The sequence below is a fragment of the Actinocatenispora sera genome (genome assembly GCF_018324685.1).
In the GTDB taxonomy this organism is placed as follows: domain Bacteria; phylum Actinomycetota; class Actinomycetes; order Mycobacteriales; family Micromonosporaceae; genus Actinocatenispora; species Actinocatenispora sera.
Genome location: NZ_AP023354.1, coordinates 409,388 through 423,617, shown reverse-complemented (window position 1 = coordinate 423,617; position 14,230 = coordinate 409,388). Strand labels below are relative to the sequence as shown.

Here is a 14,230-nt window from a genome sequence, read left to right as displayed (position 1 = left end):
CCATCATGCGGAGACATCGGCGGTCCTGGTCAACTCGGCGGCGAAGCCGTCCCGCCACGACGCGTACCGCGGCCGCCAGTCCAGCGACAACCGGGCGCGGGCGTTGTCGGCGCCGCGCAGCCGGGTCAGGAACGCCACCCCCCAGGCGCCGGCGGCCAGCCGGGCCAGCCCGGCGGGTACCCGCTTCGGCGCCGGCCCGCCGACGATCCGGGCCAGCGCGGGGAGCCACTCGTGTACCGGCGCGGGGTCGTCGTCGACCACGTTCAGCACCCCGCGTACCGGCCGGTCGAGCGCGGCGACGATCGCGCTGGCGGCGTCCGCGCCGTGCAGGAACGAGTACGTGGCGGTGCCACCGCCGACGATCGGCAGCTTGCCGGCGGCCGCCTGCCGGGTGAACATGCCGTCCGCGGCGAACGTCGAGCCCGGCCCGTACAGGTGGCCCAGCCGCAGCACCAGGCCGCCGGCCGCGGTGGTCTGCCGTTCCAGGTCGCGCAGCGCGTCGAGGACCGGGACGAACTGGCTCGGCGGCTTCGCCCACAGCGGGCTGTCCTCGTTCGCCACCCCGTCCCCCGGCTCGTACGCGTAGGCCAGGCCCTGCGCGATCACCCGCGGCACGCCGGCGCGCCGCGCCGCGGCGAGCAGGTTCCGGGTGCCCTCGGTACGCAGCCGGTTGGTGGCGGCGAAGTCCCGCGCCAGGTGCCGGCTGTCCACCTTCGCCGGAATCGCGGTCAGCATGTTCACGATCGCGTCCGGTGCGGTGATACGGACCGCCTGGGCGACCGCGTCCGCATCCAGGGCGTCGGCGCGGACCGGCCGGCCGCCGAGTTGCCGGACCCGGTCGTCCGCCGCGGCCGAGCGTGCCATCCCGATCGGTTCGTGGCCGACCTCGGCGAGCAGCGGCAGCAGCTGACGGCCGACCACGCCGGTCGCACCGGCGACGAATACCCGCACGGTTCCTCCTTCGATGGGGCGCCGGTGTGCCGGCGCGTTCGTGAGGAAGACGGGCGACCGGCCGCGGATGTCACGGCTGTCGCTGTGAGCGCGGTCGCACCCGGTTGGCCGGAACGCCGGTACCGGGGTGCGGGGTACGGCGGGCGGCGGTTGGGCGACAATGGGGGTGTGACCACTCAGCCCGCGGAATCCGCGCCGACCCCCCGCCGCCGGTCGATCCGGCTCGACGCCGCCTGCGCCGAGGCGGTCGAGCTGGCCCGGGCGGCGCTGGCCGAGACCGATCCGGCCGGCGGCGCCAACGTCGGCGAGCACCTGGGTGCCCGGGCCGAGGGCGAGCGGCTGGTGATGCACCTGTTCGAGTGCCTGCTGCCCGGCTACCGCGGCTGGCGGTACGCGGCGACCGTGACCCGGGTGATCCGCAGCAAGCACGTGACCGTCTGCGAGACGGCGCTGCTGCCCGGCCCGGACGCGATCATGGCGCCGACCTGGGTGCCGTGGCAGGAGCGGCTGCAGCCCGGCGACCTCGGCGTCGGCGACGTGATGACCACGGTGCCGGACGACGACCGGCTCGCCCCCGGCTACCTGGAGTCGGACGACCCGGCGGTCGAGGAGACCGCGTACGAGCTGGGGCTGGGCCGCAGCCGGGTGATGAGCCGGGAGGGGCGGTTGGAGACCGCCGAGCGGTGGTACGAGTCGGACCACGGCCCGCACGCCCCGATCGCCGAGGCCGCGCCGCGCCACGCCCGCTGCGGTACCTGCGGGTTCTACCTGCCGGTCGCCGGCTCGCTGCGGGCGATGTTCGGGGTGTGCGGCAACCTGTTCGCGCCGGACGACGGCCGCGCCGTCAGCGCCGACCATGGCTGCGGGGCGCACTCCGAGGTGGTGCCCGACCAGGTGCCCACCATCGACGCGCTGACCACCGTCTACGACGACGCGTCCGTGGAACGTGTCTGACCCGTCCGCCTCCGCGGACCCGGTCGGTGGCGGCGGGGATCCGTTCGGGACGGCGGCGCGGCGGGATGCGATCCGGGCCGCGTGGGCCGACTCGCCGACCCGGTTCCGCGAGGACGCGAACGCCGAGGAGGACCTCTATCTCGGCGGCTATGCCGACCGGCTGCTGGTGGAGCTGGCCCAGAACGCCGCCGACGCCGCGGCCCGCGCCGGTGTGCCGGGGCGGCTCCGGCTCCGACTGGTACCCACAGTGGACGGTGGTATCGCGCTGTCCGCCGCGAACACCGGCGAGCCGCTGACCGCGGCCGGGATCGACGCGCTGACCTCGCTGCGCGCCTCGGCGAAGCGCGACGGCGCCGGCATCGGCCGGTTCGGCGTCGGCTTCGCCGCGGTACTGGCGATCAGCGACGAGCCGCAGCTGCGCTCGGCGCGCGGCGGGGTTCGCTTCTCCGCTGCGGACACCGCCGCGGCGATCGCCGACGTCCCGCACCTGGCGGCGGAGGCGCGGCACCGCGGCGGCCGGGTTCCGGTGCTGCGGCTGGCCTGGCCGGTCGACGCCGCACCGCCGGACGGGTACGCGACCGAGGTGGTGCTGCCGCTGCGCGACGACGCGGCGCTCGCCGAGGTACGCACCCGGCTCGCCGACCTCGAGCCCGCGCTGCTGCTCGGGCTTCCTCAACTGTCCACGGTGGACATCGACGGCCGGGTGGTGACCCGCGCGACCGACGGCGCCGACGTGCTGCTCACCGACGACGGCCGCGAGCAGCGCTGGCGCACCGCGACCGCGGCCGGCTCCGTACCGGCCGACCTGCTCGCCGACCGCCCGGTCGAGGAGCGCGCCCGCACCGACTGGTCCGTCCTGGTCGCAGTCCCCGTACGCCCCGCCGAAGCCGGCCCCGGTGAGCCGGCGCTCCGGGCCGCCGAGTACTCCGCGCGCAGTGCGGACGCCGGCCCCGGTGACTCGGCGCTCGGGGCCGCCGACCACTCCGCGCGCAGCGCCGAGAGCGGGCCGGACGACACCGGCGACCCGAGCACACGGCCCGCCGACACCGGAGTCGGTGAGCCGGTGGGCCGTCCCACCGGTGCCGCCGAGCCGGGGGCCCGCCCGAACGGGGGCGGGTGGGTGCCGGTGCCGGTGAGCGGCCAGATGGTACACGCGCCGACGCCGACCGACGAGCCGGTCGGCCTGCCGGTGCGGCTGATCGCGTCGTTCCCGCTGACCGCGTCCCGGCGGACGATCCCGGCCGGGCCGCTGACCGACTTCGTGCTCGACCGCTGCGCGGCCGCCTACGCCGACCTGGTCGCCGGTCTCGCCGGCACCCCCGCGGTACGCGGGCTGCTGCCGCCGGCCGGTTTCCCACCCGGGCCGCTCGCCGACGCGCTGCGTACCGCCGGCCTGGCCGCGCTGCGCGAGCGCGACCTGCTGCCGACCGCCGACGGCGGCCGGACCCGCCCGGACCGGGCGATCGCGGTACCGGATCCGTTGGTACCGGCGCTCACCGGGGTGCTGGCCGACCTGCTGCCGGCCGGCTGGTGGCACCGCGACCTGGCCGCCCTCGGTACCCGCCGGCTGGAGACCGCGGAGCTCGTCGCCGCCGTCACCGGGCTGCACCGGCCGCCGAGCTGGTGGCACGAGGTGTACGCCGGGTTCGGCGCGCTCACCCTGGAGACCGCCGACCGGGAGGCGCTCGCCGCCCTGCCGGTACCGCTCGCCGACGGGCGCACGGTGACCGGACCGGCCCGGGTACTGCTGCCCGACGACTCCCCGCTGCCACCCGGTCTCGACCCGCTGGGGCTGCTGGTGGCCGACCCGGACGCGGCGCACCCGCTGCTGGCCCGGCTCGGTGCGCGCCCGGCCACCCCGTCCGACCTGCTGCGCGACGAGCGGGTCCGGGCCGCCGTGGCCGACTCGCTCGACGCCGAGGAGCCGGAACCGGTCGCGACCGCGGTGCTGGCCCTGGTCGAGGCGGCCGGTACGGCGCCCGGCGAGCTGCCCTGGCTGGCCGACCTGGCCCTGCCCGGCCGGCCGCTGGACGACCCGGACGCCGACCCCGACTGGTACCCCGCCGGGGAGCTGCTGTCGCCCGCCGGCCCGCTGCCCGGCCTGTTCGTCGCCGACGCGCCGTTCGGGGTGCTCGACGCCGACCTGGCCGACCGGTACCGGCCCGGCACGCTCGCCGCCGCCGGCGTCCTGACCAGCTTCGAGGTCCTCGACGAGAGCGACGTCGACCTGGCCGACCTGACCGGCGGGGCGGACGACGACGCGATCGACCTGGTCGAGGTGGACCGCTGGGCCGCGGCGGTCGAACGCATCGCCGCCGACGCCGACCCGGTCGGGCTGCGGATCAACCGGCTGCGCGCGATCCGCGACCTGGACCTGGTCCGGCCGGAGCGGTGGCCGGCGGCGCTGGCGCTGCTCACCGCGCCGCCGCTGGCCGCCGTACTGGCCGCCGACGCCACGCTGCGCACCGCGGCCGGCGAGGCCATACCGGTACCCGGCTACCAGCGGTGGTGGCTGGCCCGGCAACCGGTGCTCGACGGGCGGCGCCCGATCGACACCCGGCTGCCCGGCGACAGCGAGCTGGCCGGGCTGTACGACCCGGCGCCCGGGCCGGCGGAGACCGCCGCGCTGCTCGGCGCGTACCGCGGGCTGGCCGAACTGCTCGACGCCGCCGAAACCGACCCGGACCTCGCCGCCGACCTGCTGGAGCGGCTCGGCGACCCGGACCGGACGGTCGCGCCCGAACTGCTGGCGGTGCTGTACCCGCGGCTGGCCGCGGTGCTCGACCCGGAGCAGGTGCCGCCGCCGGCCCGGATCCGCGTCGCGCCGGCGAAGACCGTACCGGCGGCCGACGCGGTCGTGCTGGATCGGCCCTGGTTGCTGGACCGGCTCGCGGGCCGCCAGCCGGTACCCGGTGGTGGCGACCCGGTCGCGGTCGCCGACCTGCTCGACCTCCCGCTGCTGAGCGAACTTCCCGAACCGGACGGCCCGGCACCGTCCCGGACCGACCCGGAGTAACCGGCAGCCCGGACGAGCCGGGCACGGATTTCGGCTCAGGCGGCGGTGGTGTCGTCGGTGCTGCGCGCGGCGACGGCACGGCGCCACCGGCGGTGCCACTCGTATCCGAGCAGCACGATGCCGATGATCAGCCCGGCCACGCAGGTCCACAGCCACCATCCGTGGTGGGCGTGCCCGAGGGCGGCCCGGAGGAAGACCAGAACCAGACCGGCCGCCAGCCACAGGGCCATGCCGATCAGCACCACCGGCACCGCATTGGTGTCGAGCGGCTCGGGGACCGGGCGTGGTGGGTATCGGCGCACGTCGCAAGCCTACGACCCGGACGCCCGTCGGCGGCCCCCTCCGGCCGGTGGAGGAGACAGTGGTTACAGGGGGTGGGGCGGCGCGGGCCCGCCGCCCCACCCAGGTACCGCACAGTGACGGTACCCATCAGCAACGTCGACGAAGGAACCCTAGGGAATCAACGGCAACCAGGACAAGTGGTTCCGCGACAACCCCTCAGCGACCGGTGCGCGACTCTCAGCGGCCGGAGCCGCTGCCCGGCGGTACCGGCGGCTCCTGGACGGTGGGGTCCACGACGGAGGTCAGCCCGTACCACATCGCCGCGGCGCCGATCAGGACCGCGACGAACAGCGCGGCCAGACCGGTCAGCAGCCGGAGACGGGGGCGGCGGGGCATGCCGCCATTCTTCCGGTCCCGGTACCGTGTCGCCATGGCACGGGTGTTGCTGGTCGAGGACGACACCACGATCAGGGCTGCCCTGGTCCGGGCGATGTCGTCGTTCGGCCACCACGTGACCGAGTCCGCCGACGCGCGTGGTGCGCTGACCGCGCTCGGTGAGCACGCGCCCGACGTCGTGGTGCTCGACCTGGGCCTGCCCGACCTGGACGGAACGGCGGCGCTGCGGATGATCCGGGCCCGCTCGACCGTACCGGTGCTGATCGCCACCGCGCGCGACCGGGAGGCCGACATCGTCCGGCTGCTCAACGCCGGGGCGGACGACTACCTGACCAAGCCGTACTCGGCGGCGCACCTCGCGGCGCGCATCTCCGCGGTGCTGCGCCGGGCGGCGCCGACGGTCGCCGGGGCGATCGCGGTCGGCGGGCTGCGGCTCGACGCGGCGGCCCGGGAGGCGGCGCTGGACGGCCGGCCGCTCTCGCTGGCCCGGCGCGAGTTCGACCTGCTCGCCTACCTCGCGGCCCGGCCCGGTGCGGTGGTGTCCCGGCGGGAGCTGCTGGCCGAGGTGTGGGGGCAGCCGGACGGCGGCGACGACGCCACCATCGACGTGCACATCTCGTGGCTGCGCCGCAAGCTCGGCGAGACCGCCGCGGCGCCTCGCTACCTGCACACCGTCCGCGGCGTCGGCATCAAGCTCCTCGCCCCGACCCCGAACTGACCCCCGCGCCGACCGTGGAGGCGGTACGGCGGGCAACCGCCCGGATCAGCCGGGCTGGGCGGTGCCGGGGTGGGACGCGGTGGTGGCGAAGGTCAGGGTGATCCGGGCGCCGCCGAGCGGCGAGACGTCGATGCCGAGCTCGCCGCCGCCGGCCTCGGCGACCCGGCGGGCGATGGACAGCCCGAGCCCGGTGGACGAGTCGGACCGGCCGCGCCGTGGTGGCGCCGGGAGGCCCGGCCCGGCGTCGTCGATCGTCACCGTGGCCCGGCCCGGCTCCGTCGCCACCCGTACCGCGAAGCCGGTGCCCTCCGGGGTGTGCCGGAAGATGTTGCCCAGCAGCGAGTCGAGCGCGTCGCACAGCTCGGCGTCGGGTACCGGCACCATCACCGGCGCCGGGATCGGGCCGAGCGTGAACGACCGGTCCTGGTCCTCGGCCAGCGCGGCCCAGTACGCGACGCGCTCGCCGACCACCGCGCGCAGGTCGCAGTGCCCGGCCGGGCTCGCCGCGAGCGGCTCGCGGGCCCGCGCGATGACCGCGTCGACCTGCTGCTCGACCGCCTCGGCGGCGCCGGAGAGCCGGTCCTTGTCGGCGCCGGCCGGCAGCGCCTCGACGCCGAGCCGCAACGCCGTCAGCGGGGTACGCAGCCGGTGCGACAGGTCGGCGACGAGTTCCCGTTCGGCCGCGAGCAGCGCCGCGACCCGGCCGGCCAGGTCGTTGAACGCGGCGCCGGCGGACGCGATCTCCGGCGGCCCGTCCGGCACCACCCGTACGGTCAGGTCGCCGTCCCCGAGCGCCCCGGCGGCGCGGGCCAGCTGCCGGGTGGCCTGGACCGGACCGGCGGCCAGCCGGTCGGCGAGCACCGCGGCCCCGCCCACCAGCAGCACGCTCACCGAGGCGAGCCCGGCCCACGCCAGGTGGACGCCACGGTGCAGCAGCGCGTCCGGTACCAGGATCTCCACCACGGCGACGCCGCCCGCCGTGGTCGGGGTCGGATGCAGGTGCACCACCCCGTCGCCGACCGGCAGCGTCTCGCCCCGACCGGTACGCAGCACCCGCCGGGTCACCGACTGCGGGGCCCAGCCGGACGGGCCGGCGACCGTACCGTCCGGCAGGTGCACGGTGAGCCGGCTCGCCTGGCCGGCCGACGTGCTGGCCACCGCGTGCAGGATCTCGGTGCGATCGCCGTCGACCGCGAGCACCGTACCGACGGCGACGACCTCGCGCTCGGCGCCGGACATCGCCCGGTCGTACGCGTACTGGTAGGCGAGCCAGGCGAGCGGCACCGCGAAGACGGCCACGACCAGCACCGTGACGACGGCGGACACCAGGACGAACCGGCGTCGCATCCCTCGCCCACCTCCCTGCCGCACCCACGCGCCGGCCGCACCGGGCGGGCGCGTGCGGGGCCGCGGCCGGCGGGCCGAGTCGGTAACGTGCCCGACATCGGTGTCTGGCACGCTACGGCAGGCGGACCAGGTCGGCGCGCCCCGCCGAGCCGGCCCAGATGATCCTCGGAAGGACAGCGATGGCGCAGGACGCGGCCGTGACCGGCACCCCACCCCGGGCGCCCCGGAACCCGATCGACCGGTACTTCAAGATCAGCCAGCGCGGGTCGACCATGCCGCGGGAGATCCGCGGCGGACTCGCCACGTTCTTCACGATGGCCTACATCCTGGTGCTCAACCCGCTGATCCTCGGCGGCGCGACCGACAAGCTCGGCCACCACCTGAACAACGCGCAGCTGGTCACCTCGACCGCGCTGGTCGCCGCGGTGATGACGATCATCATGGGGGTCGGCGGCAACCTGCCGCTCGCGATCGCCGCCGGCCTGGGCCTCAACGGCGTCGTCGCGTTCCAGCTGGCCCCGCAGATGACCTGGCCGCAGGCGATGGGGCTGGTCGTCATCGAGGGCGCGGTGATCTGCGTACTGGTGGTCACCGGGTTGCGGCAGGCCATCATGGCGGCGATCCCGCTGCCGCTGAAGCAGGCGATCAGCGTCGGCATCGGGCTGTTCGTGGCGTTCATCGGGTTCGTCGACGCCGGCTTCGTCACCCGCATCCAGACGCCCGGAGCCTCCACGCCGGTGCAGCTGGGCCTCGACAACGTGCTGCGCGGCTGGCCCGTCATCGTCTTCTGCTTCGGCGTGCTGCTCACCCTGGTCCTGCTGATCCGCAAGGTGCGCGGCGCCATCCTGATCAGCATCGTGGTCTCGACGGTGCTCGCGATGATCCTGAACGCGATCGTCACGGTGCCCAAGCACGGCTGGGGGCTGACCACCCCGACGCTGCCGGACAAGGTCGTGGCGCTGCCGGACTTCGGGCTGGTCGGCAAGGTGGACCTGATCGGTGGGTTCGCCTCGGCCGGCGCGATCACCGCGGTGCTGTTCGTGTTCACCCTGGTGCTGTCGGACTTCTTCGACGCGATGGGCACCATCATCGGCGTCAGCAACGAGGCCGGCCTGGTGGACGAGAAGGGCCACCTGCCCGGCATCGGGCGGGTCCTGTTCATCGACGGGTTGGCCGCAATGGCCGGCGGTGCCGCGTCCGCCTCGTCGAACACCTGCTTCGTCGAGTCCGCCGCGGGCGTCGGCGAGGGCGCCCGGACCGGCTTCTCGAACCTGGTCACCGGGGTGCTGTTCGCGCTGGCCATGTTCTTCTCGCCGCTGGTGGGCATCGTGCCGTCACAGGCCGCGGCGCCGGCCCTGGTGGTGGTCGGGTTCCTGCTGATGACGCAGGTCAAGGACATCCCGTGGACGAAGTTCGAGATCGCCGTCCCGGCGTTTCTGACCATCATCCTGATGCCCTTCACGTACTCGATCACCAACGGCATCGGCGCCGGCTTCCTCGCCTACGTGGTGCTGCAGGTCGCGGTCGGCAAGGCCAGGAAGATCCACTGGCTGCTCTGGGTCGTCGCCGCGTTCTTCGCGGTGTACTTCGCGATCCACCCGATCGAGGCCTGGCTCGGCGTGCACTGAACCGGGTTGTCAGCCGGGGCGAAGCGCGGTCTGCTGTCGGCATGCGCATCGTCGCCATGACGCCGGAGTACGCCGCGGACATCGCCACGTGGCGCTACCCGGCGCCGTACCAGCGGTACGACATGACCGAGGCGGCACCGCTGCTGGATCCGGTGAACGGGTTCGTCGCGCTGGTGGACGGCGGCGAGCTGATCGGGTTCCGGTCGTTCGGTCCGGACGGCCGGGTGCCCGGCTGGCGCTACGACGACGCCGCGCTCGACACCGGCGGGGGGCTGCGCCCGTCGCGTACCGGGCAGGGGCTGGGCCGGCGGGCGCTCGCCGTCGGCCTGGCGTACGGGCGGGAGCGGTTCGCGCCGCCGGCGTTCCGGGTGACGGTCGCGGCGGACAACGAGCGGGCGCTCAAGGTGGTCGGCTCGTCGGGTTTCGTCCGGGTCGACGAGTTCGCGGCGACCACCACCGGGCTGCGGTACGTCGTCCTGGTCCGTACCGAAGGATGATCGTTACCGCGGTCACGGTGCGGGTGACGGCCGGCACGAATCGTGTTCGTTAGCGAAGGTAATGAGCTAGGCTAACGACCGGGGCCGGCGCCGACCGTGGTGCCGGCTTCGTGACGGCCCGACCGTTCACGCCACCCCCGGCGGCCACGTGTCATCCTGGTGCCATGACACGTGGGGGCACCGGCTCCACCAGGAGGGTCAGCTCGGCGCAACTCGCCGCGACCCTGCGGACCGCGATCACCCGGCTCAACCGCCGGCTGCGTCGCGCCCGCCCGGTCAGCGAGCTCACCCAGAGCCAGCTGTCCGCACTGACCAGCCTCGAGCTGGCCGGCGCGCTGTCGCCGAAGGAGCTGGCCGACGCCGAACGGGTGCAGCCGCCGTCCGTGACCCGGACGGTGGCGGCGCTGGAGGGGCGCGGGCTGGTGCAACGCACGCCACACCCGACCGACGGGCGGCAGGTCATCCTCGCCCCCACCGAGCAGGGGCGACAGATCGTCGTGGCGGACCGGAAGGCGCGGGACGCGTGGCTGGCCCAACGGCTGGCCGAGCTGACCGGCGAGGAGCGCGAGACGCTCCGTCGCGCCGCCGAACTGCTGGCCCGCATCGCCCAGGCCGAGTAGCCGGGCACGCGCGCGGGGCGCCGGTCGGACCGTCGGCAACACCGACGTACCGACCGCTTCGAGGAGGCGACCCGCCCGCCACATGAACGCTTCCGTGGCCCACACCTTCCGCTCGCTCAAGGTTCGCAACTACCGCCTGTTCGCCACCGGCCAGGTGGTCTCGCTCATCGGCAACTGGATGCAGTTCACCGCCCAGGACTGGACGGTGCTGCACCTGTCGCACAACTCCGGCGCCGCCCTCGGCTGGGTCACCGCGCTGCAGTTCCTGCCCGTCGTCGCGCTCACCCTCTACGGCGGGAAGCTCGCCGACCGGTACGACAAGCGCACGCTGCTGATGTTCACCAACGTCGGCGCCGGCCTGGTCGCCGTCGCGCTCGGCCTGCTCACCCTCACCGGGGCGATCCAGCTGTGGCACGTGCTGCTGCTCGCCGCCTGCCTCGGCACCGCGAACGCGATCGACAACCCGGCCCGGCAGTCGTTCGTGTCCGAGATGGTCGGCGGCGCGCTGCTGCCCAACGCGATCTCGCTCAACTCCGCGGTGTTCAACGCCGCCCGGATCGTCGGACCGGCGATCGCCGGCGTGGCCATCTCGCTGATCGGCACCGGCCCGGTGTTCCTGCTCAACTCGCTGACCTACGCCGCGACGCTCACCGCGCTCGCCCTGATGCGCCCGGCCGAGCTGTACCGGTCGGCGCGCCGCAGGGTGCCCGACGCCCGCATCGCCGACGGCATCCGGTACGCGGCGCGCCGCCCCGACCTGCTGCTGCCGATGGCGCTGATGCTGGTGATCGGCGCGCTCGGGTTCAACTTCCAGCTGACCCTGGCGCTGCTGTCCAAGACCGTGTTCCATCGCGGCGCCGCCTCGTTCGGACTGCTCACCACGGCGCTCGCGGCCGGCGCGCTGGTCGGCGCGCTGGCATCGAGCCGGCGCAGCTCGCGGCCCTCCTCGTACACGGTGATCGGGGCGGCGTTCGGGTTCGGCGTGTTCGAGACGCTCGCCGGGTTCGCCCCCGGCTACCTGGCCGCGACCGGGATCCTGTTCCTCACCGGGTTCTTCATGATCTACCTGGCCCAGGCGGCGAACCAGCGCATCCAGCTGGGCGTCGGCGAGCAGTTCCGCGGCCGGGTGATGGCCCTGTACGTGCTGGTGTTCCAGGGCGCCACGCCGGTGTTCGCGCCGATCGTCGGCTGGCTCGCCGGCGTACTCGGCGCCCGCTCCACGCTGTGGGTCGGCGGCGTCGCCTCGATCCTCGCCGCGGCCGCCGTCCTCGGGTACCGGTCGCACCGGCGCGGTGCGCGCCTGGCGATGCGGGTACGGCCGGTGCCACACCCCCGGCTGGTCGCCCCGCTGCCGGTGATCCCGGCACCGCGCCGGGCAGCGCCGGACGATCAGCCGGTGGCCGCCGCCGGCTGCCCGGCCGGCCGCGTGCACGCAGCCCGCTGACCGTGCCGGGCCGCCATCCGGCGGACCGGCACGTGGCGGGTTCTCGGGTGCGGCCGTTTCGGGTCGGTGTCGGGCTCGTTTCGGCGGCTGCGCGAGGTGGTGAACCCCCGGGATCGTCGCTTCGATCGGTGCGGGCCGCGCGACCCCCTGGCCAGGGCGCTCCGGGTACCGCCTGCCGACCGGGCCGGCTTATCGCCGGGTCGCCGGGTCGCCGGGCGGCGGTTCGGCGGGCGGCGGTTCGGCGTTGGCGGTGGAAGTGTCGGTGGGTTGTGCCAGGGTGGCGCCATGGACGTTGCCCACTCGAACGACCCCGCGGCCAGCACCGCCCTGACGCCGGCGCGCTACCGCGAGTGTCTGGCCGCCGATGCGGCGCGGCTGCGCGCGGTGGCCGCCGACCGGCTGGCCGCGCCGGTGCCGAGCTGCCCCGACTGGTCGGTCGACGACCTGGTCCGGCACGTCGCCCAGGTCTACCTGCACAAGGTCGCGGCGATGCAGCAGGGCGAGCGGCCGACCAACTGGCCGCCGGACCTCGACGCCGAGCCGACCCTCGCGCTGTTCGACCGGTCGTTCGCCGAGCTGTCGGCCGAGTTCGACCGGCACTCGCCGGCCGACTCGACCTGGACGTTCTATCCCGGCGACCAGACGGTCGCGTTCTGGCTGCGGCGGATGGCGCAGGAGACGGCGATCCACCGCATCGACGCGGAACTCGCCGCGGACGCGGTCACCCCGGTGCCGGCCGACCTGGCGACCGACGGCATCGACGAGGTGCTGCGCATCATGCTCACCTGGGGGACGAACGCGTACCCGGACGACCCGGACACCGCCGCGCTGCTGCGCGCCGGCGACGGCCGGTCGGTCTGCCTGGACGCCGGCGGCACCCGGTTCGCGGTGCGGGCCACCGCGGCGGGCGTCGAGCTGACCCCGGGCGGTACGGGGGAGGTCACGGTCCGGGCCGACCCGCCGACGATGTTGTGCTGGCTGTGGAACCGGGTGCCGGCCGACGCCGCCACGATCGATGGCGACCGGGCACCGGTCGACCACCTGCGTCAGCTGCTCGCCGACGCGACGCTGTGAGCCCACCGGACCGCCGGCATCCGGCGCCCCGCAGGCCGCGGCGACCGGGCCGGCCAGCCGTGGAGGGGCCGAGCGTGCGGCTGTTCGTCGCGGTCCGGCCGCCGGCCGAGGCGCTCGCCGAGCTGGGTGAGCTGGTCGACGGGCTCGCCACGTTCCGGGCCGCCGCCCGGCTCGCCGACCGCGCCCACTGGCACGTGACCGTCGCGTTCCTCGGCGACGTGCCGGAGACCCGGGTGCCCGACGTGTCGGCGGCGTTGACCGCCGCGGCCGCCCCGGCCGCGCCGCTGCGGTTGCGGCTGGCCGGTGGCGGCCGGTTCGGCCGGGGCCGGTTCGCGGTGCTGTGGACGGGCGTCGACGGTGCCGACGACGGTGCGCTGGACGCGTTCGCGGGGCTGGCTCGCGGCGTCCGGCGGCAGCTGCGCCGCGCCCGCCTGCCGTACGACGACAAGCCGTTCCGGCCACACCTGACCCTGGCCCGGCCCGGCGACAAGGTGGGCCCGGCCGAGCTGGCCGCCGACCTCGATCTGCTGCGCGGGTTCGCCGGCGCCCCGTTCCCGGTCGACCGGCTGCTGCTGTTCCGCAGCGAGCTCGGCCCGCACCCGGTCCATCAGCTGCTCAGCGAGCATCTCCTCGGCGCCTGACCGTACTGCGGTCGGCAGCGCGGCCCGTCTCGAGCCGCTCCTTGTCGTCAGTAGGTAGTGCGGCTATCTAGCTGGCCGTGATACGTGCTAGGTTGCCGGGGTGGAACAGGATCGGCGGGCGCAGTGGCTGCGCGGCGTACTCGACCTGTGCGTGCTGGGCACGCTCGCCGGCGGCGAGTCGTACGGGTACCAGCTCGCGCAGGGGCTCGCCGCCGCCGGCCTCGGCCCGATCCAGGGCGGCACGCTCTACCCGGTGCTGCTGCGGCTGCAACGGGCCGGACTGATCGCCGCCCGCTGGCGGGGCGGCGAGTCCGGCCCCGCCCGCAAGTACTACCGGCTCACCGCGGCGGGCGAGACCACGCTGCGGCAGGCGGCGACCGACTGGTCCGGCTTCGCCGGGCGGGTCAGCGCGATCCTGTCGACCGGAGGTGTCGGGGTGAGCACGGATGCCGGCCGCGCCCCGGTGCGCACGGATGCCGGCGGCGCCCAATGAGCCGAATGCTGGTGGGGCGCAAGAGCACGAATGTTGGTGGCACCCGGTGAGCACGAATGCTGGTGGCGCCCAGCGAACACGGATGTTGGTGGCGCCCCATGACGACGGATGCGGGAGCGGCGCGATGAGGACGGATCCCGGCGGCGCGCCCGGTGACCACGGATACCGG

The 14,230-nt window shown here is 75.3% G+C and carries 14 protein-coding genes; 10 read left to right on the top strand and 4 right to left on the bottom strand.

Annotation, left to right across the window (positions count from 1 at the left end):
* Positions 1–3 precede the first annotated feature (3 nt).
* Positions 4–951 carry an NAD-dependent epimerase/dehydratase family protein gene (locus Asera_RS01940; protein WP_030448809.1) on the bottom strand — a complete coding sequence of 316 codons (948 nt, stop codon included), beginning with the start codon at positions 949–951 and terminating at the stop codon, positions 4–6.
* Positions 952–1,101: 150 nt separating this feature from the next.
* Here Asera_RS01940 and Asera_RS01935 point away from each other — a divergent pair, with 150 nt between their 5' ends.
* A complete protein-coding gene (locus Asera_RS01935) occupies positions 1,102–1,905 on the top strand; it encodes a DUF3027 domain-containing protein (RefSeq protein WP_030448808.1) in 804 nt (267 codons plus the stop codon).
* Positions 1,898–4,921: a sacsin N-terminal ATP-binding-like domain-containing protein gene (locus Asera_RS01930; protein WP_051802818.1), complete on the top strand. Its 3,024-nt coding sequence runs from the start codon at positions 1,898–1,900 to the stop codon at positions 4,919–4,921. Before Asera_RS01935 ends, Asera_RS01930 begins: the two co-directional genes overlap by 8 nt.
* A gap of 35 nt (positions 4,922–4,956) precedes the next feature.
* On the opposite strand, the gene Asera_RS01925 is transcribed toward Asera_RS01930, so the two are convergent.
* Both Asera_RS01925 and Asera_RS01920 read right to left on the bottom strand, forming a co-directional pair.
* Positions 4,957–5,223 carry a DUF2530 domain-containing protein gene (locus Asera_RS01925; RefSeq protein ID WP_035298191.1) on the bottom strand — a complete coding sequence of 89 codons (267 nt, stop codon included), beginning with the start codon at positions 5,221–5,223 and terminating at the stop codon, positions 4,957–4,959.
* Positions 5,224–5,440: 217 nt separating this feature from the next.
* Complete coding sequence (locus Asera_RS01920; protein ID WP_157035101.1) at positions 5,441–5,599, bottom strand: hypothetical protein; 159 nt, start codon at positions 5,597–5,599, stop codon at positions 5,441–5,443.
* A 34-nt stretch (positions 5,600–5,633) separates the two neighbouring features.
* On the opposite strand from Asera_RS01920, the gene Asera_RS01915 reads away from it, so the two are divergent.
* Positions 5,634–6,317: a response regulator transcription factor gene (locus Asera_RS01915; protein ID WP_030448804.1), complete on the top strand. Its 684-nt coding sequence runs from the start codon at positions 5,634–5,636 to the stop codon at positions 6,315–6,317.
* Between the two features lie 45 nt (positions 6,318–6,362).
* On the opposite strand, the gene Asera_RS01910 is transcribed toward Asera_RS01915, so the two are convergent.
* The gene (locus tag Asera_RS01910; RefSeq protein ID WP_035298189.1) at positions 6,363–7,664 is read right to left on the bottom strand and encodes a sensor histidine kinase; all 1,302 of its coding nucleotides are present in this window, start codon (positions 7,662–7,664) and stop codon (positions 6,363–6,365) included.
* A 179-nt stretch (positions 7,665–7,843) separates the two neighbouring features.
* Here Asera_RS01910 and Asera_RS01905 point away from each other — a divergent pair, with 179 nt between their 5' ends.
* The 7 genes from Asera_RS01905 (at position 7,844) to Asera_RS01875 (ending at position 14,061) form a co-directional block, all read left to right on the top strand.
* Positions 7,844–9,292 carry an NCS2 family permease gene (locus Asera_RS01905; protein ID WP_030448802.1) on the top strand — a complete coding sequence of 483 codons (1,449 nt, stop codon included), beginning with the start codon at positions 7,844–7,846 and terminating at the stop codon, positions 9,290–9,292.
* Positions 9,293–9,333: 41 nt separating this feature from the next.
* A complete protein-coding gene (locus Asera_RS01900; RefSeq protein WP_030448801.1) occupies positions 9,334–9,789 on the top strand; it encodes a GNAT family N-acetyltransferase in 456 nt (151 codons plus the stop codon).
* Between the two features lie 164 nt (positions 9,790–9,953).
* Positions 9,954–10,409 carry a MarR family transcriptional regulator gene (locus Asera_RS01895; RefSeq protein ID WP_030448800.1) on the top strand — a complete coding sequence of 152 codons (456 nt, stop codon included), beginning with the start codon at positions 9,954–9,956 and terminating at the stop codon, positions 10,407–10,409.
* Positions 10,410–10,491: 82 nt separating this feature from the next.
* Positions 10,492–11,853, top strand: a complete 1,362-nt coding sequence (locus Asera_RS01890; protein ID WP_084132535.1) for an MFS transporter — start codon at positions 10,492–10,494, stop codon at positions 11,851–11,853.
* Positions 11,854–12,138: 285 nt separating this feature from the next.
* Complete coding sequence (locus Asera_RS01885; RefSeq protein WP_051802816.1) at positions 12,139–12,927, top strand: maleylpyruvate isomerase family mycothiol-dependent enzyme; 789 nt, start codon at positions 12,139–12,141, stop codon at positions 12,925–12,927.
* Positions 12,928–13,001: 74 nt separating this feature from the next.
* A complete protein-coding gene (thpR, locus tag Asera_RS01880; RefSeq protein ID WP_030448797.1) occupies positions 13,002–13,568 on the top strand; it encodes an RNA 2',3'-cyclic phosphodiesterase in 567 nt (188 codons plus the stop codon).
* Between the two features lie 100 nt (positions 13,569–13,668).
* A complete protein-coding gene (locus Asera_RS01875; protein ID WP_051802815.1) occupies positions 13,669–14,061 on the top strand; it encodes a PadR family transcriptional regulator in 393 nt (130 codons plus the stop codon).
* Positions 14,062–14,230: the final 169 nt, after the last annotated feature.

What these genes read in the sequence shown, in the direction of transcription:
- Asera_RS01920 (WP_157035101.1), bottom strand. Translation starts at nt 5,599, where the DNA reads ATGCCCCGCCGCCCCCGTCTCCGGCTGCTGACCGGTCTGGCCGCGCTG.
- Asera_RS01915 (WP_030448804.1), top strand. Translation starts at nt 5,634, where the DNA reads ATGGCACGGGTGTTGCTGGTCGAGGACGACACCACGATCAGGGCTGCC.
- Asera_RS01910 (WP_035298189.1), bottom strand. Translation starts at nt 7,664, where the DNA reads ATGCGACGCCGGTTCGTCCTGGTGTCCGCCGTCGTCACGGTGCTGGTC.
- Asera_RS01905 (WP_030448802.1), top strand. Translation starts at nt 7,844, where the DNA reads ATGGCGCAGGACGCGGCCGTGACCGGCACCCCACCCCGGGCGCCCCGG.
- Asera_RS01900 (WP_030448801.1), top strand. Translation starts at nt 9,334, where the DNA reads ATGCGCATCGTCGCCATGACGCCGGAGTACGCCGCGGACATCGCCACG.
- Asera_RS01895 (WP_030448800.1), top strand. Translation starts at nt 9,954, where the DNA reads ATGACACGTGGGGGCACCGGCTCCACCAGGAGGGTCAGCTCGGCGCAA.
- Asera_RS01890 (WP_084132535.1), top strand. Translation starts at nt 10,492, where the DNA reads ATGAACGCTTCCGTGGCCCACACCTTCCGCTCGCTCAAGGTTCGCAAC.
- Asera_RS01885 (WP_051802816.1), top strand. Translation starts at nt 12,139, where the DNA reads ATGGACGTTGCCCACTCGAACGACCCCGCGGCCAGCACCGCCCTGACG.